General features: G+C 37.3%; 27 protein-coding genes and 1 other RNA gene. 7 read left to right on the top strand and 21 right to left on the bottom strand.

Translation table 11 applies throughout. The features are described 5' to 3' along the window. Positions 1-11: 11 nt before the first annotated feature. The 3 genes from ACTJIV_RS07825 to ACTJIV_RS07815 form a co-directional block, all read right to left on the bottom strand. Entirely contained in the window at positions 12-386 is a 375-nt protein-coding gene (locus ACTJIV_RS07825) for a hypothetical protein (protein ID WP_440626648.1), read from the bottom strand. 372 nt (positions 387-758) lie between these two features. Continuing rightward, positions 759-1,709, bottom strand: coding sequence for a glycosyltransferase family 2 protein (locus tag ACTJIV_RS07820; RefSeq protein WP_223559390.1), 951 nt, complete (start codon positions 1,707-1,709; stop codon positions 759-761). A gap of 16 nt (positions 1,710-1,725) precedes the next feature. After that, positions 1,726-2,325, bottom strand: a complete 600-nt coding sequence (locus ACTJIV_RS07815; protein ID WP_440626646.1) for a DUF4199 domain-containing protein — start codon at positions 2,323-2,325, stop codon at positions 1,726-1,728. A gap of 130 nt (positions 2,326-2,455) precedes the next feature. Between ACTJIV_RS07815 and ffs the strand changes: the two genes are divergently transcribed. Continuing rightward, an RNA gene (gene ffs, locus ACTJIV_RS07810) (signal recognition particle sRNA small type) lies at positions 2,456-2,553 on the top strand. Between the two features lie 102 nt (positions 2,554-2,655). On the opposite strand, the gene ACTJIV_RS07805 is transcribed toward ffs, so the two are convergent. From ACTJIV_RS07805 to gyrA, 7 genes are all read right to left on the bottom strand, one after another. Further along, positions 2,656-3,342, bottom strand: coding sequence for a metal-dependent hydrolase (locus tag ACTJIV_RS07805; protein WP_440626644.1), 687 nt, complete (start codon positions 3,340-3,342; stop codon positions 2,656-2,658). Between the two features lie 18 nt (positions 3,343-3,360). Then, positions 3,361-3,648, bottom strand: a complete 288-nt coding sequence (locus tag ACTJIV_RS07800; RefSeq protein ID WP_111957968.1) for a hypothetical protein — start codon at positions 3,646-3,648, stop codon at positions 3,361-3,363. A 5-nt stretch (positions 3,649-3,653) separates the two neighbouring features. Beyond that, the gene (locus tag ACTJIV_RS07795; RefSeq protein ID WP_111957970.1) at positions 3,654-4,100 is read right to left on the bottom strand and encodes an SRPBCC family protein; all 447 of its coding nucleotides are present in this window, start codon (positions 4,098-4,100) and stop codon (positions 3,654-3,656) included. 16 nt (positions 4,101-4,116) lie between these two features. After that, positions 4,117-5,046 (bottom strand): 1,4-dihydroxy-2-naphthoate octaprenyltransferase, encoded by a 930-nt coding sequence (gene menA / locus ACTJIV_RS07790; protein ID WP_223559386.1) that lies wholly within the window; start codon positions 5,044-5,046, stop codon positions 4,117-4,119. Between the two features lie 90 nt (positions 5,047-5,136). Next, entirely contained in the window at positions 5,137-5,973 is an 837-nt protein-coding gene (locus ACTJIV_RS07785; RefSeq protein WP_111957974.1) for a 1,4-dihydroxy-2-naphthoyl-CoA synthase, read from the bottom strand. Between the two features lie 156 nt (positions 5,974-6,129). Further along, positions 6,130-7,155: a tetratricopeptide repeat protein gene (locus tag ACTJIV_RS07780; protein WP_223559385.1), complete on the bottom strand. Its 1,026-nt coding sequence runs from the start codon at positions 7,153-7,155 to the stop codon at positions 6,130-6,132. 28 nt (positions 7,156-7,183) lie between these two features. Next, positions 7,184-9,772, bottom strand: a complete 2,589-nt coding sequence (gyrA, locus tag ACTJIV_RS07775) for a DNA gyrase subunit A (RefSeq protein ID WP_111957978.1) — start codon at positions 9,770-9,772, stop codon at positions 7,184-7,186. 147 nt (positions 9,773-9,919) lie between these two features. On the opposite strand from gyrA, the gene ACTJIV_RS07770 reads away from it, so the two are divergent. After that, entirely contained in the window at positions 9,920-10,234 is a 315-nt protein-coding gene (locus ACTJIV_RS07770; RefSeq protein WP_111957981.1) for a DUF4286 family protein, read from the top strand. Positions 10,235-10,277: 43 nt separating this feature from the next. Here ACTJIV_RS07770 and ACTJIV_RS07765 read toward each other — a convergent pair whose 3' ends face one another. The 3 genes from ACTJIV_RS07765 to ACTJIV_RS07755 form a co-directional block, all read right to left on the bottom strand. Next, complete coding sequence (locus ACTJIV_RS07765) at positions 10,278-10,511, bottom strand: hypothetical protein (RefSeq protein WP_111957983.1); 234 nt, start codon at positions 10,509-10,511, stop codon at positions 10,278-10,280. A gap of 171 nt (positions 10,512-10,682) precedes the next feature. Beyond that, the gene (locus ACTJIV_RS07760) at positions 10,683-11,177 is read right to left on the bottom strand and encodes a GNAT family N-acetyltransferase (protein ID WP_111957985.1); all 495 of its coding nucleotides are present in this window, start codon (positions 11,175-11,177) and stop codon (positions 10,683-10,685) included. Positions 11,178-11,182: 5 nt separating this feature from the next. Continuing rightward, entirely contained in the window at positions 11,183-11,695 is a 513-nt protein-coding gene (locus tag ACTJIV_RS07755) for a DUF421 domain-containing protein (protein ID WP_111957987.1), read from the bottom strand. 128 nt (positions 11,696-11,823) lie between these two features. Between ACTJIV_RS07755 and ACTJIV_RS07750 the strand changes: the two genes are divergently transcribed. Next, positions 11,824-12,372, top strand: a complete 549-nt coding sequence (locus ACTJIV_RS07750) for a hypothetical protein (RefSeq protein ID WP_440626639.1) — start codon at positions 11,824-11,826, stop codon at positions 12,370-12,372. 49 nt (positions 12,373-12,421) lie between these two features. Here the strand turns inward: ACTJIV_RS07750 and ACTJIV_RS07745 are convergent, their stop codons facing one another. Next, entirely contained in the window at positions 12,422-12,556 is a 135-nt protein-coding gene (locus ACTJIV_RS07745; protein ID WP_111957991.1) for a bacteriocin-like protein, read from the bottom strand. 197 nt (positions 12,557-12,753) lie between these two features. Here ACTJIV_RS07745 and ACTJIV_RS07740 point away from each other — a divergent pair, with 197 nt between their 5' ends. After that, positions 12,754-13,233, top strand: a complete 480-nt coding sequence (locus ACTJIV_RS07740) for a hypothetical protein (protein WP_223559382.1) — start codon at positions 12,754-12,756, stop codon at positions 13,231-13,233. Positions 13,234-13,245: 12 nt separating this feature from the next. Next, complete coding sequence (locus tag ACTJIV_RS07735) at positions 13,246-13,626, top strand: DUF7079 family protein (protein WP_111957995.1); 381 nt, start codon at positions 13,246-13,248, stop codon at positions 13,624-13,626. Between the two features lie 46 nt (positions 13,627-13,672). Here ACTJIV_RS07735 and uvrA read toward each other — a convergent pair whose 3' ends face one another. The 5 genes from uvrA to ACTJIV_RS07710 all read right to left on the bottom strand — a co-directional run bounded on the left by uvrA (position 13,673) and on the right by ACTJIV_RS07710 (position 21,650). Continuing rightward, positions 13,673-16,504, bottom strand: coding sequence for an excinuclease ABC subunit UvrA (uvrA, locus tag ACTJIV_RS07730; RefSeq protein WP_223559381.1), 2,832 nt, complete (start codon positions 16,502-16,504; stop codon positions 13,673-13,675). A 261-nt stretch (positions 16,505-16,765) separates the two neighbouring features. After that, positions 16,766-17,695: a DUF3829 domain-containing protein gene (locus tag ACTJIV_RS07725; protein WP_111957999.1), complete on the bottom strand. Its 930-nt coding sequence runs from the start codon at positions 17,693-17,695 to the stop codon at positions 16,766-16,768. A gap of 27 nt (positions 17,696-17,722) precedes the next feature. Next, a complete protein-coding gene (locus ACTJIV_RS07720) occupies positions 17,723-19,606 on the bottom strand; it encodes a type VI secretion system baseplate subunit TssF (RefSeq protein WP_223559380.1) in 1,884 nt (627 codons plus the stop codon). 24 nt (positions 19,607-19,630) lie between these two features. Beyond that, positions 19,631-20,071 carry a GPW/gp25 family protein gene (locus ACTJIV_RS07715; RefSeq protein ID WP_111958003.1) on the bottom strand — a complete coding sequence of 147 codons (441 nt, stop codon included), beginning with the start codon at positions 20,069-20,071 and terminating at the stop codon, positions 19,631-19,633. A gap of 163 nt (positions 20,072-20,234) precedes the next feature. Next, positions 20,235-21,650: an APC family permease gene (locus tag ACTJIV_RS07710; RefSeq protein WP_440626635.1), complete on the bottom strand. Its 1,416-nt coding sequence runs from the start codon at positions 21,648-21,650 to the stop codon at positions 20,235-20,237. A 143-nt stretch (positions 21,651-21,793) separates the two neighbouring features. Here ACTJIV_RS07710 and ACTJIV_RS07705 point away from each other — a divergent pair, with 143 nt between their 5' ends. After that, positions 21,794-22,303, top strand: coding sequence for a DUF4920 domain-containing protein (locus tag ACTJIV_RS07705; RefSeq protein ID WP_111958007.1), 510 nt, complete (start codon positions 21,794-21,796; stop codon positions 22,301-22,303). Positions 22,304-22,384: 81 nt separating this feature from the next. Here ACTJIV_RS07705 and ACTJIV_RS07700 read toward each other — a convergent pair whose 3' ends face one another. Continuing rightward, on the bottom strand, positions 22,385-23,494 hold the full coding sequence (locus ACTJIV_RS07700; protein ID WP_440626633.1) for a M14 family zinc carboxypeptidase: 1,110 nt from the start codon (positions 23,492-23,494) through the stop codon (positions 22,385-22,387). Between the two features lie 839 nt (positions 23,495-24,333). Between ACTJIV_RS07700 and ACTJIV_RS07695 the strand changes: the two genes are divergently transcribed. After that, positions 24,334-24,870, top strand: coding sequence for a helix-turn-helix transcriptional regulator (locus ACTJIV_RS07695; protein ID WP_223559378.1), 537 nt, complete (start codon positions 24,334-24,336; stop codon positions 24,868-24,870). 57 nt (positions 24,871-24,927) lie between these two features. Here ACTJIV_RS07695 and ACTJIV_RS07690 read toward each other — a convergent pair whose 3' ends face one another. Beyond that, positions 24,928-25,947 (bottom strand): T9SS type A sorting domain-containing protein, encoded by a 1,020-nt coding sequence (locus ACTJIV_RS07690; RefSeq protein ID WP_440626631.1) that lies wholly within the window; start codon positions 25,945-25,947, stop codon positions 24,928-24,930. Positions 25,948-26,059: the final 112 nt, after the last annotated feature.

Below are 26,059 nucleotides of genomic sequence, written 5' to 3'. Positions count from 1 at the left end.
ATTCTTACATTTTATTTTTTTCTGTAAAACCAGGTTTTCGGATACTTTCCTGCCGACAGCAATAAATAATTTTTGCTTAAGTAAGAAATATTCATTATAACAGTATCCAGAGCAGGATATTTCATCTTCAGTATTTTATTTTTTCTTTGATAACTTCCTTTTTCTTCCATTGAGGTAAAGGAACTGTCTTTATCGAAAGTCAAAGTTCCTGTTCCGTATCTGGAATTATTTTCTTTGGATTTTAAACTATCAATTTCAGTTACCACTCCATCATATAAATCTATGAATTCCCAGGAACCCAGAAGTTTTGATGATCCGCAGGAAGACAGTAAAAGAATAGAAAAACTTATTAAAATGAGTGTTACCGGCTTGTTTTGTGTTGCCAATTTTATAAATTACACACAAATATAAAGAAAAATAGCTTCGGAAATGCTTCTGCGATTGTGTTTTCTGCCAATATTTTATATTATCTGATTTGTTGAATTATATTGGCGTAATGGCTTGAGTTTTCGCAAGGGCGAGAGGGTTTTCACCTACTTTGTGCTGTCAAGGCACTAGGATTTATCTGCGATAAAATGGATTAATGCTCAAATAAACCCTGTTGAAAATCTTTGATTTCCTTGCGTCCTAACAATAAGGAATAATGTAAGGTCGCAAAGACATTTGTTCTTTCCAGTACAAAAAATGACATAAAAATCCCCGGATAGTTTAGATCTTCCCGGGGATTTTATTAGTTTAATGATGGTGTATTTAACGTATTAAATCACTTCATCAATATTATAATTCTTATGTTCCCTGTTGGTTCTGATGATCATTTCTCCTAAGAATCCGGCTATGAAAAGCAGAGTTCCCATAATCATCATTGTCAGAGCAATATAAAACCACGGATTGTTTGTAATCAAATGTCCGTAAATTCCTCTTGCTACATCGATCAGTTTTGAAATTCCTAACCAAAGTGCCGAAAGAAATCCCACGATAAACATCACAGTTCCCACCGCCCCGAAGAAATGCATGGGTCTTCCTCCGAATCGGCTTACAAACCAAAGGGTTACCAAATCCAGAAAACCTCTGATAAATCTTTCGGTTCCGAATTTTGAAGTTCCGTAAGGTCTTGCCTGATGCTGAACCTCTTTTTCGGTAATTCTTCTGAATCCGGCATTGGCTGCTAAAACAGGAATATAACGGTGCATATCTCCATACACATCGATGGATTTTACAACCTGCTTTTTATAGGCTTTCAGACCACAATTGAAATCATGAAGATAGACTCCCGACACTTTTCGTGCTGCTGCATTGAACAGTTTTGACGGAACATTTTTCGTCATTACGTTATCAAAGCGTTTCTTTTTCCAGCCTGAAACAATATCGTAATTATCTTCAGTGACCATTTTATAAAGTTCAGGAATTTCTTCGGGAAAATCCTGTAAATCGGCATCCATGGTAATCACTACTTCTCCGTTCGTTCTTTCAAAAGCAGCATGAAGAGCCTGAGATTTTCCATAATTCCTGGAAAACTTTATTGCATGGATCTGGGGATGCTGAACCTTCATATTTTCAATGATGCTCCACGACAGATCGGTACTTCCGTCATCTACAAACCAGATTTCATAGGATAAGCCGTTGGAATAACAGACATTATCAATCCTTGAAAAAAGTTCTTCCAAAGAGTCCTCTTCGTTTAATAACGGAATAACTATAGATAAATTCATTTAATTTTAATAAAAATTATTCTTGATTTTCGGTTTCCTGGTATACGGATCTCGTTCTGAAAAACGCTCCAAAAAACACTGACAAAACTACGTAAAATATAAGAATTGCTGCAAAATATCCTGAAAAATGACTGGCAGTAAGCATATCTTTTCCTTTAATGGCTTCCGGAGAAAAACTTGGCAGCCTTTCCTTGTACTTTTTGTCTAATTCATCAATGTCTTTTTGATGTTTCAGGATTTTTCTTGCAGACTGATACTCAGTATCTAGTTCCGTTTTCTGTCTCTGCACATACTGGTAATTCAGCAGTTTTTTAGCATCAGTATCTACGAAATTAAGGAAAGCGTAAATGCTGAAAATAGAAAGAATTCCTCCGATAAACATCGGAATAAATGCTCTTGAGAACGCATCTTTAAAGCTTACGACTCTATTTTTGTTCCAGAAAGATTTTACGGACCAAAAAGCACCACCTGCATATAAAATAGGCAGAACAAATGCATTGATTTTCAGAGAGATGTCAAAATAATTGATACCTGAGAAAAAGTAATAGGCTACAAAAAAGATGATCATTGTAGCGATAAAAAGTATAATTCCTAATGTTGATGAACTTTTCGTCATGTTAGATTTTTTAGAAAAAGTTGAAAAATTATTGCCCTAAATTCCAGCTGTTTAGCTTTATTACTGCCTTTTTTCGACTAATTTTCTTTAATAATATTTTGAAGTTTATAAATTATTCCTACCTTTGCAACGGCAAGTCCTAAACAACCAGCTCCTGAGAACCCTCCAGGGTGGGAACACAGCAAAGGTAATTGGTCGTAGCGGTGTGATTTAGGTAGCTTGCCATTTTTTTGATTTAAGTTGAAGTAAGGTAATTGGAAGATTATCTTTTTTTGTTTCCATACTTTTCAGCATTTCCATTCTAATTTCCAGATTACCTTTCATTTTTATTTAAAATTCAAACTCCTCTCCCAGTTTAGGAAGAACAAGTTCTACATTTTTATCTGCAAAATGCTTCAATGCACTTTCATGGTTGATCTCAATGGCAGGGAATGTATCGAAATGGCATCCGATCACTTTTGGAGTTTTTAGTAATTCTGCTGCTGCAAAAGATGCTTTTCTTGGGCACATGGTGTAGTGGCTTCCGATGGGAAGGATAGACAGGTCAATATTCCCGAAAAGTCTTGGGAAAAGCTCCATATCAGCCATTACCCCGGTATCTCCGGCCAGATAAATGTTCTTACCTTCAGGAAGTCTGAAAATATATCCTACCGGAACGCCTCCATAGCTTCCATCCGGGAACGAACTTGTATGGTGAGCCGGTACCATGGAAATTTTAAGATCGCCGATTTTTGCCGATCCTCCTAAGTTCACATCGTCTTTGTTTTTTGCAGTTTTAAAATAAGCACAGACCTCAGGAACACCAATAATTGTTGCTTCCGGATGAAACTGTAACACTTCCTCTACATCAGCAATATGATCACCGTGAGCATGAGTCAATAAAATATAATCGATCTTCTGAGCCGATATATCAAAGCCGGATTCCGCTTTTTTGTAATTGTAAAAAGGATCGCTTAAAATTGTTTTGTCTTTGTATGTAAACAAAAAACAGTTTTGTCCTAAAAATTGTATTTTCATTTTTAATTTATTTTCTAATTATGTACATGAAACCGTTGAGTTGAAAAGAATTTGATACAACAATAAACTTGTTGGTATAATAATAAAAATCTGAAGAATTAAAAATTCTCTCTGCGGTTTTTTCTTTCCGATTAATAAAAGCAAAGCGAAAACTGCATTTGAAACAACAACGATGAAAATTAAAAGAGGAAGAAAGCTAATATCAGAAACCGATATATTACCCTGTGATTCATCAATAAGAGTATAAATAAGAAATAAAGCTAAAATAATTGATAAATAAGAAGTTATTTTTAAAGCTAAATTCATTGCATTTATTTTGATGGAAATTTATCCTCAATCAGATTCAGTTTGATTCTATGTTCAAGATATGCCTTACAGCCATCTAAAACAGTTGTAAAACCTCCCGTATTATCATTAATTACTTTTAAAAGGTCTTCACCCGTCTGGCTGAACCCATAGCTTTTAATAACAACTAGAATTCCTTTCTCCATTTGTTTGAATTCATAATCTACATGTACTGACGGATCTCCCCACTCTGTTTTTATCAGCTGGTTTGGAATAATCTGGTGAACTTTTACTTCAGATTTTGCGCCATACATTTCCCACTCCCAGGTAATCGTTTTACCCTCCTCCAATTTTCCGGTAGATTTTGTAAACCAGAAATTGGTAGTCACTTCAGGATTGATAAATGCCTCAAAGACATCTTCAATCGGTTTTCTGATAAGCATTTGAGCTTCAACATAGCTATTTGAACTCATAGTAATGGAAATTTATTTATTTAAAAAAATTAAGCCCAATTGCTGTAAGAACCGCCATGGTAAAGGTAAGGATACCCACCTGTTTCAAGAATGGATCCAAGTCTTTAGGCTCTTTTACAGACATGATTTTCCTTCTGAGCTTAGCAAATGGAATTAACAGGATCATTACAATGAAAACGTAATAGTTTTGAGACTGTATGAAACCATTTAATCCTAAAAATATAAGAATTAAGACTAAAGGAAGCTGTAACAGGACCATTTCGTAAATCATTGCATTTTTGAAACCTATCCTCAATGCAAAGCTGTTTTTCCCAGACAATCTGTCACTTTCTATATCTCTCATATTGTTAAGATTAAGAACAGCCATACTCATCATTCCTACTGCTGTTCCGGGTAATAGCATATCCCAGCTGAAAGTTTTTGTAAACAGAAAATAACTCCCGCAAACCGAAACTAAGCCAAAAAATACAAATACAAAAAGATCTCCCAATCCCATATATCCGTAAGGTTTTTTTCCAACTGTATAGCCGATTGCCGCCAGAATACAGGCTACTCCCAATCCTATGAAAATATAAAATTCATTCATATAATTGGGGATGAAAGCGATGTATAAGAGTGCAATTGTGGCAACAAAGGATAATGCAGAAAAAAGGATTACCGCATTTTTCATTTGCTTTGCCGTAATTTTTCCTGAAGCTACGGCTCTGGATTCTGCCTCATTTATTCTTTTGGCATCAGTTCCTTTTACGCCATCCCCATAGTCATTGGCATAGTTTGATAAAATCTGGTATAAAAGGGTTACCAGAATCGCCAGAGCAAAAATTTTCCAGTCCCAGGTACCTCCTTCTCCGTAAAGTCTCCATTTTGCAATGAAAGCTCCCATTATAATTCCGCTTAAGGAAAGCGGTAAAGTTCTTAGCCTTGCGGCTTTTATCCAATCCGACATAAATATTTAGATGTTAGATAGTAGAAGTTAGAAGTTAGATTTAAAACCATATAAGCTTACTATCTAATTTCTAACCTCTAACTTCTTATTTTAAGATATCCATTGATTTTCTCCGAAGTCTGGCTTTCTTTTTTCAAGGAATGCATTTCTTCCTTCCTGCGCTTCTTCTGTCATATATGCCAAACGGGTCGCTTCTCCTGCAAACACCTGTTGGCCAACCATTCCATCATCTGTCAGGTTCATTGCGAATTTCAGCATTCTGATAGAAGTTGGTGATTTTGCTAATATTTCCTGTGCCCATTCATAGGCTGTATCTTCTAATTCGGCATGTGGGATAACGGCATTAACCATTCCCATTTCTAAAGCTTCCTGAGCAGAATAGTTTCTTCCTAAAAAGAATATTTCACGGGCTTTTTTCTGACCAACCATTTTCGCCAGGTAAGCGGATCCGTATCCACCATCAAAACTCGTCACATCAGCATCGGTCTGTTTGAAGATAGCATGTTCTTTACTTGCCAGAGTAAGATCGCATACCACATGAAGTGAATGCCCTCCTCCTACTGCCCATCCCGGAACAACAGCGATCACTACTTTCGGCATAAAACGGATCAGACGCTGAACTTCAAGAATATTCAATCGGTGTCTTCCGTCTTCGCCTACATATCCCTGATGTCCTCTTGCTTTCTGGTCGCCTCCACTACAGAAAGCCCAACCACCATCTTTGGCACTTGGACCTTCTCCTGAAAGCAGGACAACCCCTATTGAAGAGTCTTCATAAGCGTCATAGAAAGCGTCATACAGTTCTGAAGTGGTCTTGGGTCTGAAGGCATTTCTTACTTCCGGTCTGTTGAAAGCAATTCTTGCTACCCCATTACATTTTTTATAGGTAATATCTTCGTATTCTTTGGCGGTTTTCCACTCAATCATCTTATAAAAATTTTTCCCAAAGATACGGAATTACAGAGAATTTTCAGGGTGAAATTTAACGATAATTAAGGTGAAAATAAAAGCATATTTCAGATCAAAAAATAAAAAACCGGAACATTTCTGCTCCGGTTTCATTTATAATTTAACTAAGAATTATTATTTTGCTTTTGCTTTAAGCTCAGCTTCCTTAGCTTTCAGATCTTTAATTTTATCTGTATTTTTTGTTACGATATAGATCTCTTTCAATGCAGTAAGGGCATCAAGATTTTCCGGTGCTGCTTTGTACCATCCTTCAGCATATGGAAGTGCCTTAGTAAATCTTTCTCTTCTTGCATCGATTAGTTTAGTCGCTTCTTCAGGCTTATCTTTTCTTGTTGCGTTAATCTGCTCTACAATTTTGGAATCGTCTCCAATTATTGTATAAACAAGGTTCTGATAGGCATTATCAAAGTCAGGTTTAATCTCGATAGCTTTCTTGAATGATGCAAGTGCATCCTCCACTGTTGCAGGATTTTTAGACTGCATTACTCCAAGGTTATACCAGTTGGTAGCATCGTTAGGGTTTTTAGCCAGCTGCTCTTTAAGTGCTCCGATGAATTTTTCCGTATTTCCAGAATCATAATAAGCTGTAGCCTGAGCTTCTTTAAGTTTGGCATTATTTGGATATTTTGCCAAACCTTTTTCAATAATTGTCAATGCTTCATTAGGCTTCTTTGCGTTCATAAGCAAAGTCGTTAATGTTTCATACAGTTCCGGCTCAACACTTGGTGTTTGCTCTGTTTTGAAATCTGAATAATCAGGATTCTTTTTCATAAGCTCCCAAGTAGCTTTGTCTAAATTCACTACCTGACCAGACTTTTTCTCTTTCGCAGTATACGTTGTCTGAACTCCTGTAAAACCTGAATTAATAAGATCTGTATATATTTTGATGGATTCGGTGCTGTTATTTGCCAAAGCATAGCTCAGACCTGCGTAATACATATATATCTTATCATCCTGGCCATTGGTCTTTAATAAGTTATAAACTTCTAAAAACTTAGGCGCGGCAACGGTATAATTTTTTGCATTATATGCATCCATTGCAGCTTTGTTCGCTTCCTGCAGCTTGGCATTTACATCGCCCTTCTGACCGAAAACGAAAGCAGAAGCTACGATTGCTATACCTAAAATGAGTTTCTTCATAATAACTATATTATATTAATTGTACGTTTTATTCTTCAGAATCAGAATTCTCATTTTCTCCGGCCGGGTTTTCTTTTTCAGCCTGTGGTTCTGTATTGTTTTCTTGGTTATCTGCTACAATTCCTGTCCCTTCTGCATTTTCTTCAGAGTCTTCTTCTGCTACCTCTTTATCCATTTCTACTTTTGCAATGGCTGCAATTTCGTCATTTTTCTTAAGGTTAATCATTTTTACTCCCTGAGTATTTCTTCCCATTACTCTCATTTCATCCATATTCATTCTGATGGCAACACCGGACTTATTGATGATCATCAATCCGTCTTCGTCTGTCACATTCTGAATAGCGATCAGATTTCCTGTTTTTTCGGTAATGTTCAGGGTAATAACTCCTTTTCCTCCTCTGTTGGTGATTCTGTAGTCTTCTACAGCAGTTCTTTTACCGTATCCCTTTTCAGAAACCACAAGAACTGTCTCTTTTTCTACATCATTCACAACAATCATACCAATTGCCTCATCATTATCGTCCATAGTGATACCACGTACCCCAATGGATCCTCTACCTACTTCTCTTACTTTTTCTTCAGGGAAACGGATACATTTACCATTTTTAGTTGCAATCATGATCTGAGAAGTACCATTGGTAAGGTATGCACCCAATAATTGGTCATTATCTCTGATCTCGATGGCATTAACCCCATTAACTCTTGGTCTTGAGTACGCTTCAAGAGAGGTTTTCTTAATGGTTCCATTCTTGGTCACCATCACTACACTCATTTGGTTTACGTATTCAGCGTCTTTCAGGTTATTGGTTCTGATATAGGCTTTGATCTTGTCATCCTGCTCAATGTTGATCAGGTTCTGTACTGCTCTTCCTTTGGATGTTTTTGACCCTTCAGGAATTTCAAATACTCTTAACCAGTAACATCTTCCTTTTTCTGTGAAAAACAGCATATACTGGTGGTTGGTCGCAGAAACAATATATTCAAGGAAATCTTCGTCCCTTGTAGTTGCTGCCCTGTTCCCTACACCACCTCTGCTCTGAATTTTGTATTCAGAAAGTGAGGTTCTCTTAACATATCCTGCGTGTGAAATGGTAAGAACTACGGCTTCATTCGGGATAATATCCTCAATAGACATTTCTCCTCCTGAATAGTCGATTGCAGTTCTTCTTTCGTCACCATATTTTTCTTTGATTTCAAGCAATTCTTCTTTGATGATCTCAAATCTTCTCGGTTCATTGGCTAAGATATCTTCCAGGTTCATGATCTCTTTCATGATCGTGTCATATTCATCACGGATCTTGTCAAGTTCCATTCCTGTAAGACGTGCCAGTCTTAGATCAAGAATAGCCTGAGCCTGAATGTCAGAAAGTTCAAATGCTTCGATCAAACCTTCTTTTGCCGCCTGAGGGTTAGCACTGTGACGGATAATAGAAATGGCTCTGTCTAAAGAATCCTGAGATCCTATCACTTTCATGAAACCTTCCAGGATGTGAGCTCTCTCTTTTGCTTTCTTAAGCTCGTACTGAGTTCTTCTCACAATCACTTCGTGTCTGTGCTCTACGAAATGGTGGATGATATCCTTTAAATTAAGCTGTTCCGGTCTTCCTTTAACCAGCGCAATATTATTAACGCTGAAAGAAGTCTGAAGTGCTGTATATTTATATAGTAAGTTTAGGACAACATTAGGAATAGCATCATTTTTCAGTTCGTAAACGACACGCAGACCGTTTCTGTCCGATTCGTCTCTGATCTCATGAATTCCTACAATCTTATCATCTTTTACGAGTTCCGCAGTTCTGGCGATCATATCAGCCTTGTTTACCTGGTATGGAACTTCAGTAACGATAATAGCATTTCTGTTTCCGATTTCTTCGAAATTCACTTTTGCTCTCAGCACTACTCTTCCTTTTCCTGTATGGAAAGCATCCCTTACTCCATCGTAACCGTATATAATACCTCCTGTAGGGAAATCCGGCGCTGTAATATGGTGCATTAATTCATCGATAGTAATCTCTCGGTTATCGATATAAGCACAGATTGCATCAATAGATTCTGATAGGTTGTGCGGTGCCATATTGGTCGCCATACCTACTGCAATCCCGGAAGTACCATTGACTAAAAGGTTAGGAACTTTTGTAGGCAGCACGGTAGGCTCCTGCATACTGTCGTCAAAGTTATTCTGAAAATCAACAGTTTCTTTGTCCAGATCTGAAAGAATCTCATCAGAAATCTTTTTCAGTCTTGCTTCGGTGTATCGCATTGCCGCAGGCGGGTCTCCGTCCATTGAACCGAAGTTACCCTGCCCATCCACCTGGGGATAACGCAAGCTCCATTCCTGAGCCATTCTCACCATTGCATCATATACTGAAGAGTCTCCATGCGGGTGATATTTACCCAAAACATCCCCAACGATTCTTGCAGATTTTAAATATTTTCTATTAGAAAAAACCCCTAATCCATACATACCGTAAAGTACTCTTCTATGAACGGGTTTCAGGCCGTCTCTTACGTCCGGCAACGCTCTTGAAACGATAACCGACATCGAATAATCGATATAAGACGATTTCATTTCATCAACAATGTTGATAGGAATCAGTCTTTCTCCTTCTTTTTGCATAAACAAATTTATTATAATGACAGTCAGACCTTTAGCTGTGCGTCTGAAAATTATTTATTTCCAATTTTTATTAACGGGCTAATTTACGAAATTTTTACCGATTTTTGCACTAGAATTTATCCACAAAATCTTAAAAATTCATAAAATATGAGCTTATTGAGTATAACTTTCCACTGTACGAAAAACAATATCGAAGAATGGGAAAATTATATTGATGAAACACTGGTGCTGATGGCGGAAAACCTTATGGATGTCAATAAATATATTCTTTCTGAAGTACACAGTGATTATATTGAAGAGGGGAAGAATTATAACTTGCTTCTGATGTTTGACAATGATGATCTCAGAGAGGATTTTATCAAAAGTGAAATGCTCAACATTTCGGAAAGAATTGAGAAAAAATTCGGAACGGAAATAATGATCTTTAATACATTCCTGAATCCAAAAAAATCAAGATTTTAATACAAATCAAAAGCCCTGAAAAATCAGGGCTTTTTTATTTTTCTTAATCTCTGTGTCGTTTGTGTCCTTTGTTTTTATGATGATGACCTCTGTTGTCATAATCATAATAATACACTCGTTTTTTCACCTGTCCCGGAGCATAGTATCGTGCACTTCCTCCATACACTTTTTTAGCTTGTCCCGGCGGGAGTCTCCTTACATGATGATCATGCACCACACATGATGTCATCATAAACATAACGGTTAACACCCCTACAATTTTCATTAAACCTTTCATATTTTCCACTTTTTCAAATTTCAATAGGGAGATAACAAGGTTAGTGCCAAAGTACACCGGAGCATTTTTGAAAGGGAAGCTTACGGGGTTTGAAAGCCAATATTTTTAGAACAAAAGTGATTTATTTAATTAAAACTGAAAGATTTAAAGAATTGTCCGGTTCTCTTTTATTTATTCTATACTGTCACTTCGCTTTTCGAACAGTACAACATCTTTCCACTGTCCGTTTAGCTTTCCAATTTTTTTTCTGACTCCCACGGTTCTGAACCCGTTTTTTTGGTGAAATCTTATAGAAGCTTCGTTTTCGGGAAAGATACTGGCCTGAAGAGTCCAGAAACCATGGCTTTCGCTGTCAAGAATCATCTTTTTCAGCAGAACTGATCCTAAGCCTTTCCCTTGATACGTATTGTCAAAATAAATGCTCACTTCAGCTACTCCTTTATAACATTCTCTTTTGCTTACCGGCTTCAAAGCGCACCACCCTACTATTTCATTGTTTTCATTCTCAAGTACCCAACGGCAATCGTTGAAATATTCCATATTCCATGCTTCGGCAGTAGGAACTTCTGTTTCAAAAGTGGATACCCCTCCGTCTAATCCCTGCTTATAAATTTCCAGCACTCTTTTTTCATCACCGGGAAGCATTTCTCTTAATTCGTAATTCATTCTATTTAATAGTATTTTCTTTTATTTTTTCTTTTGATTCTTGAATAGTGGGTCTGCTTTTCTTTCTCATCTTCTGAAATAACGCTTATATTACCATCAACTTCAAGAATAGAAAGCTTAACATCTCTTATTTTCTCCACGCCGTGTTCTCTTATGGCTTCTTCCAGCTCATCACGGGTGATCTTCACCCTGTTCAGAGCAGTCTGGTCTATTACCCCATCTCTGATCAGGATTACAGGGTCTTCTTCCATAAATGTTTCGAATTTCCGGTTGGAGAACATGAGTCGTTTTAGAATAAAGTTGGCCGCAAACAGAACGAGGGCTGCAATAAGACCACCCTGTAGAGAGGTATTCTGGCCCACCATTGCATTCTGAACCGCATTGGAAATAAGAAGGAGCAGAACCACATCTCCTGCATTAAGCTGGGAAAGCTGGTTTTTACCAAAGAGACGGATAGCGATCACCATAAAAAGGTAAACGCAAAGGGAACGTACTACAACATCAAGAATAGGATTCACAGATCATATTTAATAATCAAATGTATTAAATTTTATGATTGGCTGTTTAAATTATTTTTAGGCTTAAGAAACAATCTGACAGAATAAAAGATGGCACATGATTTGACCATTGAATTTAAATTTTATTGATGAAAAAAATCTTTCTATGCTTAGGAATTTTTCTCTTTTTAGCAGCCTGCAAAAATAATGGATCCCGTGCAAATTCGGCCGAAGAAACCTCTGTTATACAAAAGGCCAACGAGCTTTACCGTTTATATGGAGGCTCAAATGATGCTCTTTATAATAAACCTTTCTCTGACAGCCTTTTTTCTCCGGAACTCAAAAGAACACTTGAAGAGGCTTTGAATGCTTCTAAAGCTGATATTGAAAAGGTAAAACACAGTGATCATCCGGATGAAAAACCATTATTGTTTGAAGGAGCTGTTTTTTCAAGCTTATATGAAGGATACAACAGTTACAAAATAAAATCTGTTGTTATCAACCCTTCGGGTACTTCAGCGGATGCGGCGGTTACTTTTGAATACATGATGTCTCAGCCTAAAGTTATATGGACCGACAAAGTACATTTGATAAAGTCCGGCCAGGAATGGAAGATTGATAACATCAGCTTTGACAGTATTGCAAATTCGAAAGATCTGAAAGCAAGCCTGAAGAATTTTGCTCAAAGCGTGAAATAATCATTAAATCTGATCATAAAAAAAGCTGCTCTAAAGGCAGCTTGAATTTTTAAGGACATTGAGAAATATGGGCTTCACTACACACTGTTTTATTGAGTCTTTCACAAAATACACAATAAATTACAGGTGCACCCCCATACACTGATTTCAATTCATTCTTGTTAAGTTTCTTTAAATTTTTCATATTGTTTTAATTTGTTTGACAAATATAGAACGCTTTTCCTGAACATTTATTATATTTTGCACTTAAAATTTTCATTATTTATAAAAATCATAAGAAATTCCAAACAATACTTTAATATCATATATCTTTATGGTGAAATATTATTTATAATATATTATGTATCTTTAAATAAACCAAAACAATAAAATAATATTAAAATGATCACACCAAAAGGAGCCCAGGTCGGGCAATTCGAACCAGCGAAAAAATCACTGATATCCAATGGCCTTCTTTCCGGGCAGGACGAGATGGCCAATTACAACAAGGGCGTATGCCACGATGTGGTAGCTTATGCCCTGTATATGAGAGGTGCAGCCATATCTCCGGATGAACTTGTACAGTTCCGTGCACAGGGATGGCTCAATAAATTCAACTATCCCGCAGGCGACAAGTGGGATGGTTATGCTATAATTCCCAAAGGAAAAGCCATCGGTTTTTACAGGCTAAGAGATAAAACGTGGTTCCATTCGGCGGTCACTACCGGAAACGGTGCGGAGATCAGATCCGTGAACGGATTTTCACTGGGTACGGCATGGTCTGTTCCTGTAGACATGAAATGGGTTCTGGGTAAAAAGAATGAAGACGGAACCTTCAACTACGACGGTACAAAAATAGAAGTTTATATATCCTCTCTATAATTGGTTTGATCAATGCTAAAACCTGTTAATATTGAAGAGCGAAAACCTGTATGGATCGCTCTATCTGATTTTTATCTGGATACAGAACTTCAGGATTTTAATTTTCAATATATTGTTAAAACAATTCTGGAAAGCCCGTATTCTTTTGACGATGTGAAAACCATTAATATATATGAAGTCTTTCCTGTTTTACAGCCCAATCTGTTACAGGCAGCAGGTGAATGGGCCGGATTTAATGAAAAATGGCTGCTGGAAGCCATTACAGATTACCTTAAAACAAAAACCGTTTCTGATAACGCAATGATCAGCACCAATTATAAAAAATATGCTTGGATGCAGGAAGACTATTGGCAGAAGCTTGAAAGCATTTACAACGAAATGCAGGAGAAATAAAAAAGCCACAACAAGTATTGTGGCTTTTTATATTTAATTTTAATTATTATTCTAATTCTCTTTTTAGAAACTTACCGGTCAAACTCTTCTTAGATTTCACAATCTCTTCAGGAGTTCCCTGAGCTACGATCTGGCCACCGTGTTTTCCTCCTTCCGGTCCTACATCGATAATATGGTCTGCCAATTTGATCACATCCATATTATGTTCGATGATGATGAATGAGTTTCCTAATTCTACCAGCTGGTTAATAGCATCCATCAGGATCTTTACATCTTCAAAGTGAAGCCCCGTCGTCGGCTCATCTAAAATATACAATGTATTTCCAGTCTGTCTTTTCGAAAGTTCTGTAGCCAACTTGATACGCTGTGCCTCTCCTCCTGAAAGTGTTGTCGACTGCTGTCCCAGTGTAATATATCCTAATCCTACATCCTGAAGGGTTTTTACTTTGGCAAAAATCTTAGGAATTGGCTGGAAGAAATCTACCGCTTCACCAATCGTCATATCCAGAACATCGGAAATAGATTTTCCTTTGTAACGTACTTCCAGGGTTTCTCTGTTGAAACGTTTTCCATTACAGGTTTCACAATGTACGTATACATCGGGAAGAAAGTTCATTTCAATTACTTTCAGCCCACCACCCTGGCAGGTTTCGCATCTTCCGCCTTTTACATTGAATGAGAATCTTCCCGGCTTATAACCACGGATTTTACTCTCCGGAAGCTCAGCAAAAAGGTTTCTGATGTCTGTAAACATTCCTGTGTAGGTTGCAGGGTTTGATCGCGGAGTTCTTCCGATCGGAGTCTGGTCTACGTCTACAATTTTATCAATATGATCAAGCCCTTCAATCTTTTTGTATGGAAGAGGCTCCTGAACGGCTCTGTAAAAATGTTTGTTCAGGATCGGATATAAGGTTCCGTTGATCAGGGAAGATTTTCCGCTACCTGAAATTCCTGTTACTACAACCAGTTTTCCTAACGGAATATCAAGGGTAACATTTTTAAGGTTATTTCCAGTAGCTCCTTTTAACAGTATATTTTTACCATTCCCTGCTCTTCTTTCCGCAGGAACTGCTATCTTTCTTTTTCCGTTGATATAGTCTGCCGTAATGGTATCTGCTTTCAACAGGTCTTTCGGTTTTCCCTGCCACAGTATTTCTCCACCAAATTTTCCGGCTCTCGGACCAATATCCAATACCTCATCAGCCTCCAGGATCATATCTTTATCATGCTCTACAACAATGACGGAGTTCCCGATATCTCTAAGGTTTTTCAATGAATTGATCAGTCTCTCATTATCTCTCTGGTGAAGCCCGATACTTGGTTCATCCAGAATATACAGAACATTCACAAGTTGTGACCCGATCTGCGTGGCAAGACGTATCCTCTGGGATTCTCCGCCTGAAAGGGTTTTAGAGCTTCTGCTTAAGCTCAGATAATCCAAACCTACATCCAGAAGGAACTGAAGTCTTGTTTCAATCTCTTTTAAGATTTCGTAGGCAATGATTTTATGTTTTTCTGAGAATTTATCTTTAACGTCGGATAGCCATTCTTTTAAATCGGATAAGCTTAAAGCATTTACCTCAGCGATATTCTTTCCGTCTATTTTAAAGCTTAAGCTTGCAGGCTGAAGACGGGTTCCGCCGCATTCCGGACAGGTTTCTTCAGTGGTAAAATGCCTTTCCAGCAATACTGCCTCGTAAGATTCTCTTTCTTCAATGATCTCTTCCATAAAAGTGATCAGACCATCGAAGCTTATTTTTATCTTTTTGGTAATCCCTGCGTATTTCAGATCTTTATTAAATTCCTTATGGCACCCGTTGTAGATATAGTCCAAAGCCTCGTCCGGAATATCCTTCATAGGTGTTGCCATGCCCAATCCGAAGATCTCAAGGATATTTTTGATCTGTGATAGTATCCATTTGTTGGATTTAATATCTTCCAGCGGCAACAGTCCGCCCTGGTTAATGGAAAGTTTAGGGTTTTCAATAAAGTAATCTGTATTGATCTTTTTGATAGTCCCCAAACCTTTACATTCCGGACAGCTTCCTTTCGGAGAGTTGAAGGAGAATGTATTGGGTTCCGGAAGTGCCAGTGAATGTCCTGTTTCAGCATCCATCAGATTTTTCGAAAAATATTCTATATCTGTGCCTCCCAGTTTCTGGATTCCGATGATCCCTTCGCCCATCTCAATTGCGGTACGCAGGGATTTTTCCATTCTGGATTCGGAAGCATTTTCACCGATGATCCATCGGTCGATCACAATGTCTATATCGTGGGTTTTATAACGGTCCAGCTTCAGATCATATTCTATATCCTGCAGCTCACCGTCAATCCTTGCCTGACCGTAGCCTTTTTTTGCCATCTGTACAAAAAGCTCATGGTAATGGCCTTTTCTGGAACGTACTACAGGCGCAAGAAGCATTATTTTTTCGCCTTTATAATTTTCCTTGATTGTGTCCAAGATCTGGTCTTCCGTATAGCTTACCAACCTTTTTCCACTGGAAAGAGAGTATGCATCGGAAACTCTTGCATATAGCAAGCGTAGATAATCATACAGCTCGGTTACGGTTCCTACGGTAGACCTCGGATTTTTATTGGTGGTTTTCTGCTCGATGGCAATTACGGGAGAAAGACCTTCTATCTTATCTACATCCGGTCGTTCCAGACCGCCCAGAAACTGGCGCGCATATGCCGAAAATGTTTCGATATAACGACGCTGTCCTTCGGCAAAGATGGTATCAAAAGCCAAAGATGATTTCCCGCTGCCGGAAAGCCCGGTAATTACTACCAGCTCGTTGCGAGGAATCTTTACATTAATATTTTTAAGATTGTGTTCACGTGCTCCGTAAACTTCTATATATTCTGTTGATTTACTCATAATTTGGGGTGATCCTGCCTGAAAATCACAATGTGCAAAATTACGGAATTTTATGGAATTGTATGAACCTGAAAGATTTTATTAAACTTTAATTTTAGTTAAATTTTTAAGCTTCTGAAATGATTAATTCTTCATGAATTTCGTTCGTGAAATTTTGTTTATGCTCTGCGTGATACTGCTGATATTAACTATACTCCTATTCCCGCAAATAAAAAAGACTGATACATTGCATCAGTCTTCTGTTATAGGTTCATACTTTTTTTATTTCACAAATGAATTGTAGGAGTTCAATACAGATTCGTAGGAGGAATCGATCTGCTGGATATCGCTGTCTGAAATTTTTCCAGTGCCTTTAGCATCACGAATCAGTTTTCGGTAAGTATCCAAAAAGCTGGACGCACTTTTATTAAAGCTTTCAAACAATGTTTTTTTGTAAGAATACTGCGGATCTTTCACATTGAATTCTAATTTTGAATTGGCTTCTACTGCTTTGGCAAGCTCATCATATTTTTTCTGAGCTTCCGCTTCGTTGAATTTTCCTGAATACTGCTTATCCAGTACATCAATATTAGAGTCCAGGGAGTTCATTACGCTTTTGGAAGAGATGATATATTCTTTCATAGGATGGTCTTTCAGAACCACTTCTTCTGCCGCATCTGTTGCAGGTTTGATCTTCGCCACTACATTTTCTCCCGAGGTAAATAAAGCCTGGGCTTCGGTTTCAATATCCTTTGTTATGGCATCTGCTTTTGCTCCTTTGTCATCTTTATAGTCTTCAGAATTCATATAGGATTTAAGCTCTTCGAACTTTTTCTCTATACTTTCCTTTTTAGCTTTATAGGTATTGAAATCAGCTTCTATTGCTGCCTTGTCTTTTCCAAAACCTGACGGTATTTCTTTGATCTTGCTGAATGAGTAATCCATAGAACCTATTACTGGCATTATCATGGCATTTCCGCCTTTTGCTTTCGCTACGGCTCCATCTGCATATCTCAGAATACTTTCTATATGTTTGGATGTATTCTTATAAGAATCCAAAAAGTTGTTATTGAAATCGATGATAGCATTCGCTTCGTCAGCACCACCAAGGTTCAAAACGGATTTACCCAGTTTACTGACGTCTTTTTTACAGCTGATCACACTGACTGATGTGAAGGTCAGGGCCATAGCAAGGACAATAATCTTTCTCATATTTTATAGTTTAAGTTTAGTTGTAATTTATATTTCGTCAAGATCAATATCTTCATTGCTTATTTTTACTACATATTCGATTCCGTCAATCGCTTTCGAAATGATTTGATTTCTAAGGATATTGGCCATATTTTCCCAGTAGGCCCTTCCATAGAATGAATAATTCTGAGGAATGATTTCTATTTCAACGGTTCTTACAAAACCTTCTTTTGGGCGGTTGCTGATCATGGTTCCTCTTCTTACCCTTACTTCTTTTACCTCATCTTTCAGGACCATTCTGCAGTAGTTTTTAACATCTTCGAGAGAAATGATCTTGTCTCTTGTGGTTAGGGCATATCTGTAAGCCTGAATACTGTCTGTTCCTTTCTGTTCTTCAGAACCGCCTATAGTTTCTGTGAGGAGTACAACAGTCTGTGACTTTAACTGATTAGAAAGTTCTGTTCCCGGACGCATATGGTTGGCCAGTGTGCAGTGTGTCACCCAGAATGAGGCATATGTATGGTCTGTTTTTTCTACAGGCTCCATAATGACGTAATTCAGTTCCTGTCTGATATTTCTCTTCGCATTGTTCACTTTCTGAACCATCGTCTTCATTTTATCTGACATTTCACTTAGCACTCCTTTGACATTATCCCTGTTTAACAGTGAAAATGCAGCAATTTCATCTCTTGTCAGTTCCAGAACATTGGCAATCATATCTACGGCATTTCTATTGGTGAAACGCTCCATTCCGCCTTTTCTTACTGTATACAATCCTTTTTTAAGATCATCGGCAGGAGTAAAAGGAATCTCCGTATATTTTCTTCCGTCTCCATCCTGAACTTCATCCACATACAGGAAATGTTCGCCTTCGTCTGTAACGAGAGGAATATTGTTTCCCATGATATCCAGGCTGTATTCTGTCTTCTTCCAGCCTCTGTTGTAAATAGGGAAAGCATTCATTACAAATGAAAAATTATCTAAGATCTCCGCAGAAAACTGCGGCGGGAATTCAAAGGTAAGCCACAAATAGCGTTTGTCTCCGATCTGCTTCCTGATCTCTTCTTTTTCGTTGAGAAAGTCTAAATTTTGTGGCAATACGCCAGGCTCCGAAAAGAGGCTGCTTGAAAGTCCGGTGATTTCTATGAATTTATGACGGTAAATACTTTTGATATCTTCAATAACTTTATTCCGGATCGACTGTTCTCTGAACATCTGCTCGTATCCGTCCTGCTGGCTGTTCGTAAGATAACTCAATCCCTCTCTTACAAACAAAGGATTCCCATTACTGGTAACGGTAATATAAGGAAGCAGCTTGTAGACGAAATCTATATGCTCAAAAGCAGGATTGGAACAGAATACGCTGATGTATTTTGGGAAATTTTCAGTGGCATATCGGCTTACATCCACTCCTATTGTAATCTTTCTGTAGTCTTCAGGTTTTCCCTGGAATCTTGCAACCGGTATTTTATTCAACCTGTCATCTACACTATAGCAGGTATTTCCTACAAACATTATTGCCGTCTGTATTTTATTAATTCTTACATTTCCTACGGGTGTAAAAGGAATATTAAGCTGTTTATCCGATTCTGATTTTACCGTTGATGTCATCTGCTTGCGGAAAAAGAATTCGGTATGTTCCAGTAGGACTTCCGAAGATTCGTAAGGCAACGTAAAGGCAACCGCATGGGCCGGAATCGGATGGGTATAGATGGATGGTGTCAGAAGTTTTGCCAGTTTCTCAAGGATTCTTGCATTTACTGTCTGAATCTCATTATTAGCCTTAAAAACTTCTGTACTGAATGCGTCTATCAGTAGTTTTACAAAAGGGTCCAGAGACTGCGGGCTTTTCAGTCCCCACACTTTGGTGGCGTTCTGAAGCATTCTTGCCTTTACAGATTCTTTGGAATATATATTTTGATCTAAATTCATAATTTTTCTTGCTTTTAAAAACAATTAGTCAATAGACATCGGGCTTAAAAATAATTCTGTAGAAAAACTGAAACGCTCTCCTGTTGCCTCCATTTTTGCATTGATGGCAATTCTTACTTTCTTTTTGATCTCTGTATGTTCTTTGGTATCGTAGCTGTGCTCTACAAATTGGATGTGGGCATCAATCTGCGGGTTCACGATGCGGGGCTCATATTCCTGAATCTGCCTTCTGAGGCTTTTAATGAAAACGCTCTCCCAAACGGCACTGGTAACTCCATTATCGAATTCCAGATTCCATACGTCGTTTCCATAATTGTCATCATATCTGTTTTCGCCTTTTTTAGTGGTGATCAGCAGCATGATATTGTGCGCAATGCTTTCGCCCATGTCGCAGATATCAATGCTTCCTCCTTCAGTCATGAGTGTTGAAGGCACGAAAGGCATTCTGTAATTTGGTGTGTCCATAGTCAGCTTCTTATTTTACATAGTCTAGTTTTCTTAAAAAGAACTACCAAAATACACATTTTCATGAAATAAATATGAAAAGAAATCAAAAATCTCATTGAAAAAAGGGCTTCCAAACGAATTTGAGAGCCCTGATATATTATAGAAACGGTTGAATCTTAACCTATTGATCTGTCTGCTTTTTCCTATTAATGAAATAATACACAGGAAGTCCCAGGAGCACCATTAAAAATCCGGGCCATGTATATTGCTGTTTGTAAATCAGGAGAAGTACACAAAACCCTGTTCCTATCAAGAGATAGATAATAGGCGTTACCGGGTAAAGCCATGTTTTATAAGGTCTTTCAAGATCCGGCTTTTTGATTCTTAAATAAATAACTCCGAAAACCGTAATCATGTAGAACAGAACGATCACAAAAGAGATCATGTCCAGAAGATTACCATACTGTCCGCTAAGGCATAGCACCGAGGCCCATATTCCCTGCATCCATAAAGCATTTTCCGGAACTTCATTTTTATTATTTTTCTCTGCAGATTTAAAAAACATTCCGTCTTTTGCCATAGTCTGAAATACCCGGGCTCCAGCCAGAATCAGCCCGTTGTCGCACCCGAAGGTAGAAACCATTACAAGAACTGCTATAATGATGGTGCCTGCACTTCCGAAAATATTCTGTGAGGCTGCCACCGCAACCCTGTCATTGGCTGCAAAAGCAATACTGTCCCTGTCCAAAGCATTCAGGTATACATAATTGACTGCCAGATAAAGGATCATCACTGCAGAAGTTCCATAGATCATTGATTTGACAATATTTCTCTTAGGATTTTCAACTTCTCCAGAAACGAAAGTTACACTTTCCCAAGCTACCGAACTGAAAACAGATCCTACCATGGCTGCCGCGATGCCTCCGAGCAGGGTCATTCCATTAATTGGTTCCCAGCCTTCTTTTAGGAAATTACCGCTTATATCTTTTTTAAGGTTATTAAATGAATCAAAACCCAGGCTGAAATTTTCAGCTAAATGCGAAAAATCAACTAGAATAAATCCAACAGCAATTAAGCCCAGTAAAGCAATAATTTTTGAACCCGTAAATACATTCTGAAGCAACTTTCCGCTCTGTACACCTCTTGTATTAATATAAGTAAGTAAAAGGATAACGGCTATTGCCAGAATCTGTATCCATGTGATTTTGAATTCTCCACTCTGGAAAAGAGGAGCTGCATCATTCAGTGACGGAACCAGATAAGCGGTGAATTTACCGAAAGCCATTGCTACTGCGGCAATGGTTCCTGTCTGGATTACCGTAAACAGGCCCCAGCCGTACAGAAATCCCATCTTTTTCCCAAAGATCTCTTTGAGATAGGTATACTGCCCGCCTGCTTTTGGAAACAGCGCAGAAAGCTCTCCATAGCTGATTGCCGCTGCTACAGTCATCACTCCGGTAATGATCCAGACTACGATCAGCCAGAAACCGGATCCCAGGTTCCGCATCATATCGGCACTTACAATAAAAATTCCGCTTCCAATCATAGATCCCATTACCAGCATAATGGTGTCCCAAAGTTTCAGTTTTTTCTGCATAGTCAAGTATAGGCATCAAATATAAACAAATCTGAGATTGATTTTGATATTTGTTGAAAATTTACTGCATCACCTGCTTTTTATCAAGTTTTTATCGAATTGTTATTCAATTTTAATTAGTACTTTTGGAAAAAATATTAAAAATGAAATTCAAGGCTATATTATTTGCAGCAGCTGTAAGTATTTCTACTTTAGCTTTTGCACAGGAGACATCACAGAAAAAGTCTGGACCACCGGAAGGAAGTGCTATTGTAGGTGACGCATATGGAGCCGGAGTAACTTCAGAGTCTAAGGCCATCACAGTTGATAAACTGAGCAAAAAACTTAAAAAAGACAATAAAAAAGTTGAAAACGTAGCAGTTAAAGGAAAAGTAACTGATGTATGTGAGAAAAAAGGATGCTGGCTTACCATCCAGACTGAAGATAATTCTCAGTTTTTCGTAAAAATGAAAGATTATGCATTCTTTGTTCCAACAGCTTTAAAAGGTAAAAATGTTGTATTGGAAGGTACTGCAGAAAGAAAAGTAACTTCAGTAGACGAGCAGAAACACTATGCTGAAGATGCTAAGAAACCTCAGGCTGAAATTGATGCCATCACGACTCCTAAAGAAGAGATCAGGTTCGTAGCCAATGGAATTAAAGTGGTAAACTAATCCTGTATATACTATCAAAAACGTCCTCAGGAAGTAATACTTTTTGAGGACGTTTTTATTTTATGAAAATCTTAAGCTTTTCTAATCTTCTATTGTAAATTCTACAGGCGCATCCAGTTTCGGATATTTGGTAGCAGATACAAATCTTTTCCCTGTACAGTCTATTTCCAGCCAGCCTTTTCTTTTTTTCACATCTCCCACTTCCATCACAAAAGGTACAAATGATATTTCATCCTTACCTTCTTCCATAATTTCGCGGTACTGAACTGCAACATCCAAAATGCATTCATGGTCTGTATTCAGCTTTACATTTCTGTAAATAATATCATAATGTGTTTCCTGGTTTTCGGGAATTTCAAGATATTTTTCCCACCCTTCTGTATCCGAATTCAGCTCACTGATTGCTTTTAAAGCATAATATAAAGCAACCGTATAGTATTTTCTGGTTCCTTTTCTTGTATAATCATCTACGAAATGTCCGCCCTCAAATAAAATAGTAGGCATTCCGGCCTTAATGAAGTTGTCGCCTGTAGAGGTAGGATAAAACTCATCAGAATATCTACCGATCTGATTCGGAATTAATTCTTTTAAATGATCATACATTCTTCCAATTACAGCCATGCATTTCTTCCTGTTATCCGTTATCGTACGTTCTTCATTTTCAGAGGGAGCCAAAAAAGAAAGCGTTGCCGGATGTATTCCGTCTGTCGTAAAAATAGTCCTCTGTTCATGTAGGTTTAGTGCATAATCATATTTTTTTGAGGCCACTATTTTTTTAAGGAATTTAATTTCCGTACTCGATTCATTATGAAAATCTCTATTCAGGTCAATATCTGCAGCATTTAGTCTTGTCCATCTTTCTGAGCCGTCAGGATTGAGCATAAAAATAAAATCCAGCCTGATTTTACTGAAAAGATCCTGTTTCATTTCCGGATCCTTATCCAAAGTTTCCAAAAGGTCAAGCATGGCATGGCTGGCATTGGATTCATTTCCGTGCATCTGTGACCATGCAAGAACATTAATAGTTCCCGTTCCTAGGCTTAACTGATAAATAGGCTTGTCTAAATAGGATCTTCCAATCTCCTGAATATAATCGCTGAGATTGGCCTGTAAGTAAGAAAATAATTTTTCAGGGGAAATATAGCGGTTTGAGAAATTAGGATTCGGAGAATAGAGCTGTTCAAAATTCATTATAAATAATTTACAAGAGTCAAATTTAATGATTTTTAGGCAAAAAATATTAGTTAACATTTGTAACTTAATTAAACAATGACAACTGCCATTTTGTCTGTGGATAAAATTGTTAATTGAAAATATGATATTTATAGATATGTAAAACATTTAAATTCAGTAACTTATAAAGCTTACATCAATTACATTTAGAATCTTACTTTAAGTGAATAAAAGCCTATTAATCAGTAAATAGGCATAATATTGCTAAACAAGATTAATGTGGAAAACTTCGTTAATTAAATACATATACAAATGTAAATTGCTGTTTTTTTGTATTTATCCAAGAAATTCAATCTAAATTTAACTATCATATGACCTTCATTACTCTTATCAGAAAATAAGGATTTATTAGTAAACAAAGTTTTAATATATTTATCCATAAAATACTATTAATAAGTTATTTATGATTATAATTTACGTTTGTATACGGCAAATAAAGATCTTTTACTGCTTAAAATCTTTTATTTCTCAGTAAATATGCTTTACTTCTGAATATATTTTAAAACACTACTAATCATTGATTTAGCATATAATTAATAGACAACCCCTGAATATTGGAAACCCAACAAAACAGAAGGTTTCAAAGTAATTAATCAAGGAAATTTATCAGCTTAAAATGGTGTTTACTTTGTTAAATAGAGTTATAGTGGAAAGAGAATTATTATAAACAGCTCTATTTAAGCTTATTATATCCATTTACATATGTATATTTATAAAATTAAACTTCGTTTACTTATGTAATTTGTATATGTAAATTTTATTATTTACATTTGTAACACAATTGACAACTTATTTTCATGAGTTTAAACGAAAGAATTTCAAAAGTTATTGAGTATTCCAACCTCAGCCCTTCCGAGTTTGCAGATGAGATCGATGTACAGCGTTCTTCCATTTCGCATATCACTTCGGGAAGAAACAAACCATCTCTGGAATTTATTATAAAGATAAAGTCAAGCTTTCCGGAAATCCTTTGGGACTGGCTGGTTACGGGTGAAGGTGAAATGCTGAAATCCGAATTACCGGAAGTAAAATCTGCTTCAGAAGAAAAACCGGAAGATGAAAAAGGGAAACCCACTCCGCTACCCGACCTGTTTACGATGATGAAGGATGATGAAGATTTCGGAGCTGAAGAGGAATCTGATACTCTGAAAGAGAGCCCACGAGAATCGTTTATACCACCCCCATATAAGACTCAGGAAAATTTATCCAATTCTCAGCGATTAGAAAATACTAATGATAAAATATTAAGCCAAGTTATTGGTAATCAAGAAAATAAGATAAAAAGGATTGTGCTTTTTTATGAAAATGGAAAATTTGAAAGTTTTGAGCCATAAAAACCCGGTCAAAGAAAATGGCCGGGATAAAAAATAGTTGAAGAAGAAAACTAAAGCTTACTGCTTTATTAGTTTTGTAATTTTTGTATGTCCACCTTCATTCTTGATCTTCAGAATATAATTTCCTTTTGGCAAATCTGAAACACTATACTCTTCGGAACCTTTCAAGGTCCTTACTATTTTTCCGGAAACATCCATAATTTCCACACTGCTTATTCTGAGCCTTTCAGGATTATTGATTCTGAAATGGTCTTTTACCGGATTAGGATATACCTGGATCCTGTTGTCATACTGCATGGTTTCCTGTGTACCTAGCGTAGTCGCTGTAAATGTAATAACAAACGGCATATCTAAAGGGACATCAGGAGCTGAAGTAGGGTTTCCGGCATCAACTAGAGAAGTCCACGTTCCTAAAATGGCATCAAATTGTTTAGCATTAAAGGCTGGAAGTCCCCGGCTTCCAACAATCGTAACCGGTGGTAAAAAGCCTGCATTAGCCATCACCACATTCTGCAGCTGGTACTTTATCCAGTATGTTCCGGCTCCCAGAGTAACAGGGGTATTGGTTGTTATTTTCCATATTTTTCTAGTGGTACCAGGAACTGCTGCTGCAGGTACGACAGTATTTCCAGTTCTGTACATGGTAGCATCTATTCCTGCAGAAAACCTGTTGGTAGTATCATCTCCAAATACACTTGTTGCCCCTGCTACGGAAGGGTCCGAATTGAATATGTTTACTCTTACTGTATTAAAAGGAGCCGTAGTTCCTGCATAATTCGTCTGATAGGCAAAAAAATCTATGGTTGTAATCTGCCACGAACTTCCGGCGGGAACAGTAAAATCATCAGCAAGAAAAAAACTCGCCGCAGCTGAGCTGGATGTTCCGCCCAAACCAAGGCTGGTATTGGACTCTGTAGTATTTCCTGTATTATTCTGAAGTTCAGACCATGTGTATCCGGCAGGTGCTGCCGTTCCGCTTTTAGAAGTAGCTCCGGTACTTAAACCTCCGTTATTATAGGTTTGTGCTATGCCAGAATTAGCCGCTATAAAGGCAGCAATAAGTAATGCTTTTTTCATAATATTAGTTTTTAATGGTTTAAATCAAATATAACCAATAACAACGAATAAAACAATATATATTAAATATTTTTATTATATAATTAAAATATATATAAATATTATAAATTAT

The organism is Chryseobacterium sp. 22532, from assembly GCF_052044665.1.
In the GTDB taxonomy this organism is placed as follows: domain Bacteria; phylum Bacteroidota; class Bacteroidia; order Flavobacteriales; family Weeksellaceae; genus Chryseobacterium; species Chryseobacterium lathyri.
This window is presented reverse-complemented; position numbering and strand designations above follow the sequence as displayed.

Coding starts and splice junctions, on each gene's coding strand:
- ACTJIV_RS07695 (WP_223559378.1), top strand. CDS start 24,334: ATGAGTTTAAACGAAAGAATTTCAAAAGTTATTGAGTATTCCAACCTC.
- ACTJIV_RS07715 (WP_111958003.1), bottom strand. CDS start 20,071: ATGGACACACCAAATTACAGAATGCCTTTCGTGCCTTCAACACTCATG.
- uvrA (WP_223559381.1), bottom strand. CDS start 16,504: ATGAGTAAATCAACAGAATATATAGAAGTTTACGGAGCACGTGAACAC.
- ACTJIV_RS07815 (WP_440626646.1), bottom strand. CDS start 2,325: ATGACGAAAAGTTCATCAACATTAGGAATTATACTTTTTATCGCTACA.
- ACTJIV_RS07765 (WP_111957983.1), bottom strand. CDS start 10,511: ATGAAAGGTTTAATGAAAATTGTAGGGGTGTTAACCGTTATGTTTATG.
- ACTJIV_RS07805 (WP_440626644.1), bottom strand. CDS start 3,342: ATGAAAATACAATTTTTAGGACAAAACTGTTTTTTGTTTACATACAAA.
- ACTJIV_RS07770 (WP_111957981.1), top strand. CDS start 9,920: ATGAGCTTATTGAGTATAACTTTCCACTGTACGAAAAACAATATCGAA.
- ACTJIV_RS07710 (WP_440626635.1), bottom strand. CDS start 21,650: ATGCAGAAAAAACTGAAACTTTGGGACACCATTATGCTGGTAATGGGA.
- ACTJIV_RS07700 (WP_440626633.1), bottom strand. CDS start 23,494: ATGAATTTTGAACAGCTCTATTCTCCGAATCCTAATTTCTCAAACCGC.
- ACTJIV_RS07690 (WP_440626631.1), bottom strand. CDS start 25,947: ATGAAAAAAGCATTACTTATTGCTGCCTTTATAGCGGCTAATTCTGGC.
- ACTJIV_RS07800 (WP_111957968.1), bottom strand. CDS start 3,648: ATGAATTTAGCTTTAAAAATAACTTCTTATTTATCAATTATTTTAGCT.
- ACTJIV_RS07725 (WP_111957999.1), bottom strand. CDS start 17,695: ATGAGAAAGATTATTGTCCTTGCTATGGCCCTGACCTTCACATCAGTC.
- ACTJIV_RS07795 (WP_111957970.1), bottom strand. CDS start 4,100: ATGAGTTCAAATAGCTATGTTGAAGCTCAAATGCTTATCAGAAAACCG.
- ACTJIV_RS07720 (WP_223559380.1), bottom strand. CDS start 19,606: ATGAATTTAGATCAAAATATATATTCCAAAGAATCTGTAAAGGCAAGA.
- ACTJIV_RS07740 (WP_223559382.1), top strand. CDS start 12,754: ATGATCACACCAAAAGGAGCCCAGGTCGGGCAATTCGAACCAGCGAAA.
- ACTJIV_RS07745 (WP_111957991.1), bottom strand. CDS start 12,556: ATGAAAAATTTAAAGAAACTTAACAAGAATGAATTGAAATCAGTGTAT.
- menA (WP_223559386.1), bottom strand. CDS start 5,046: ATGTCGGATTGGATAAAAGCCGCAAGGCTAAGAACTTTACCGCTTTCC.
- ACTJIV_RS07820 (WP_223559390.1), bottom strand. CDS start 1,709: ATGAATTTATCTATAGTTATTCCGTTATTAAACGAAGAGGACTCTTTG.
- ACTJIV_RS07750 (WP_440626639.1), top strand. CDS start 11,824: ATGAAAAAAATCTTTCTATGCTTAGGAATTTTTCTCTTTTTAGCAGCC.
- ACTJIV_RS07735 (WP_111957995.1), top strand. CDS start 13,246: ATGCTAAAACCTGTTAATATTGAAGAGCGAAAACCTGTATGGATCGCT.
- ACTJIV_RS07705 (WP_111958007.1), top strand. CDS start 21,794: ATGAAATTCAAGGCTATATTATTTGCAGCAGCTGTAAGTATTTCTACT.
- gyrA (WP_111957978.1), bottom strand. CDS start 9,772: ATGCAAAAAGAAGGAGAAAGACTGATTCCTATCAACATTGTTGATGAA.
- ACTJIV_RS07780 (WP_223559385.1), bottom strand. CDS start 7,155: ATGAAGAAACTCATTTTAGGTATAGCAATCGTAGCTTCTGCTTTCGTT.
- ACTJIV_RS07760 (WP_111957985.1), bottom strand. CDS start 11,177: ATGAATTACGAATTAAGAGAAATGCTTCCCGGTGATGAAAAAAGAGTG.
- ACTJIV_RS07785 (WP_111957974.1), bottom strand. CDS start 5,973: ATGATTGAGTGGAAAACCGCCAAAGAATACGAAGATATTACCTATAAA.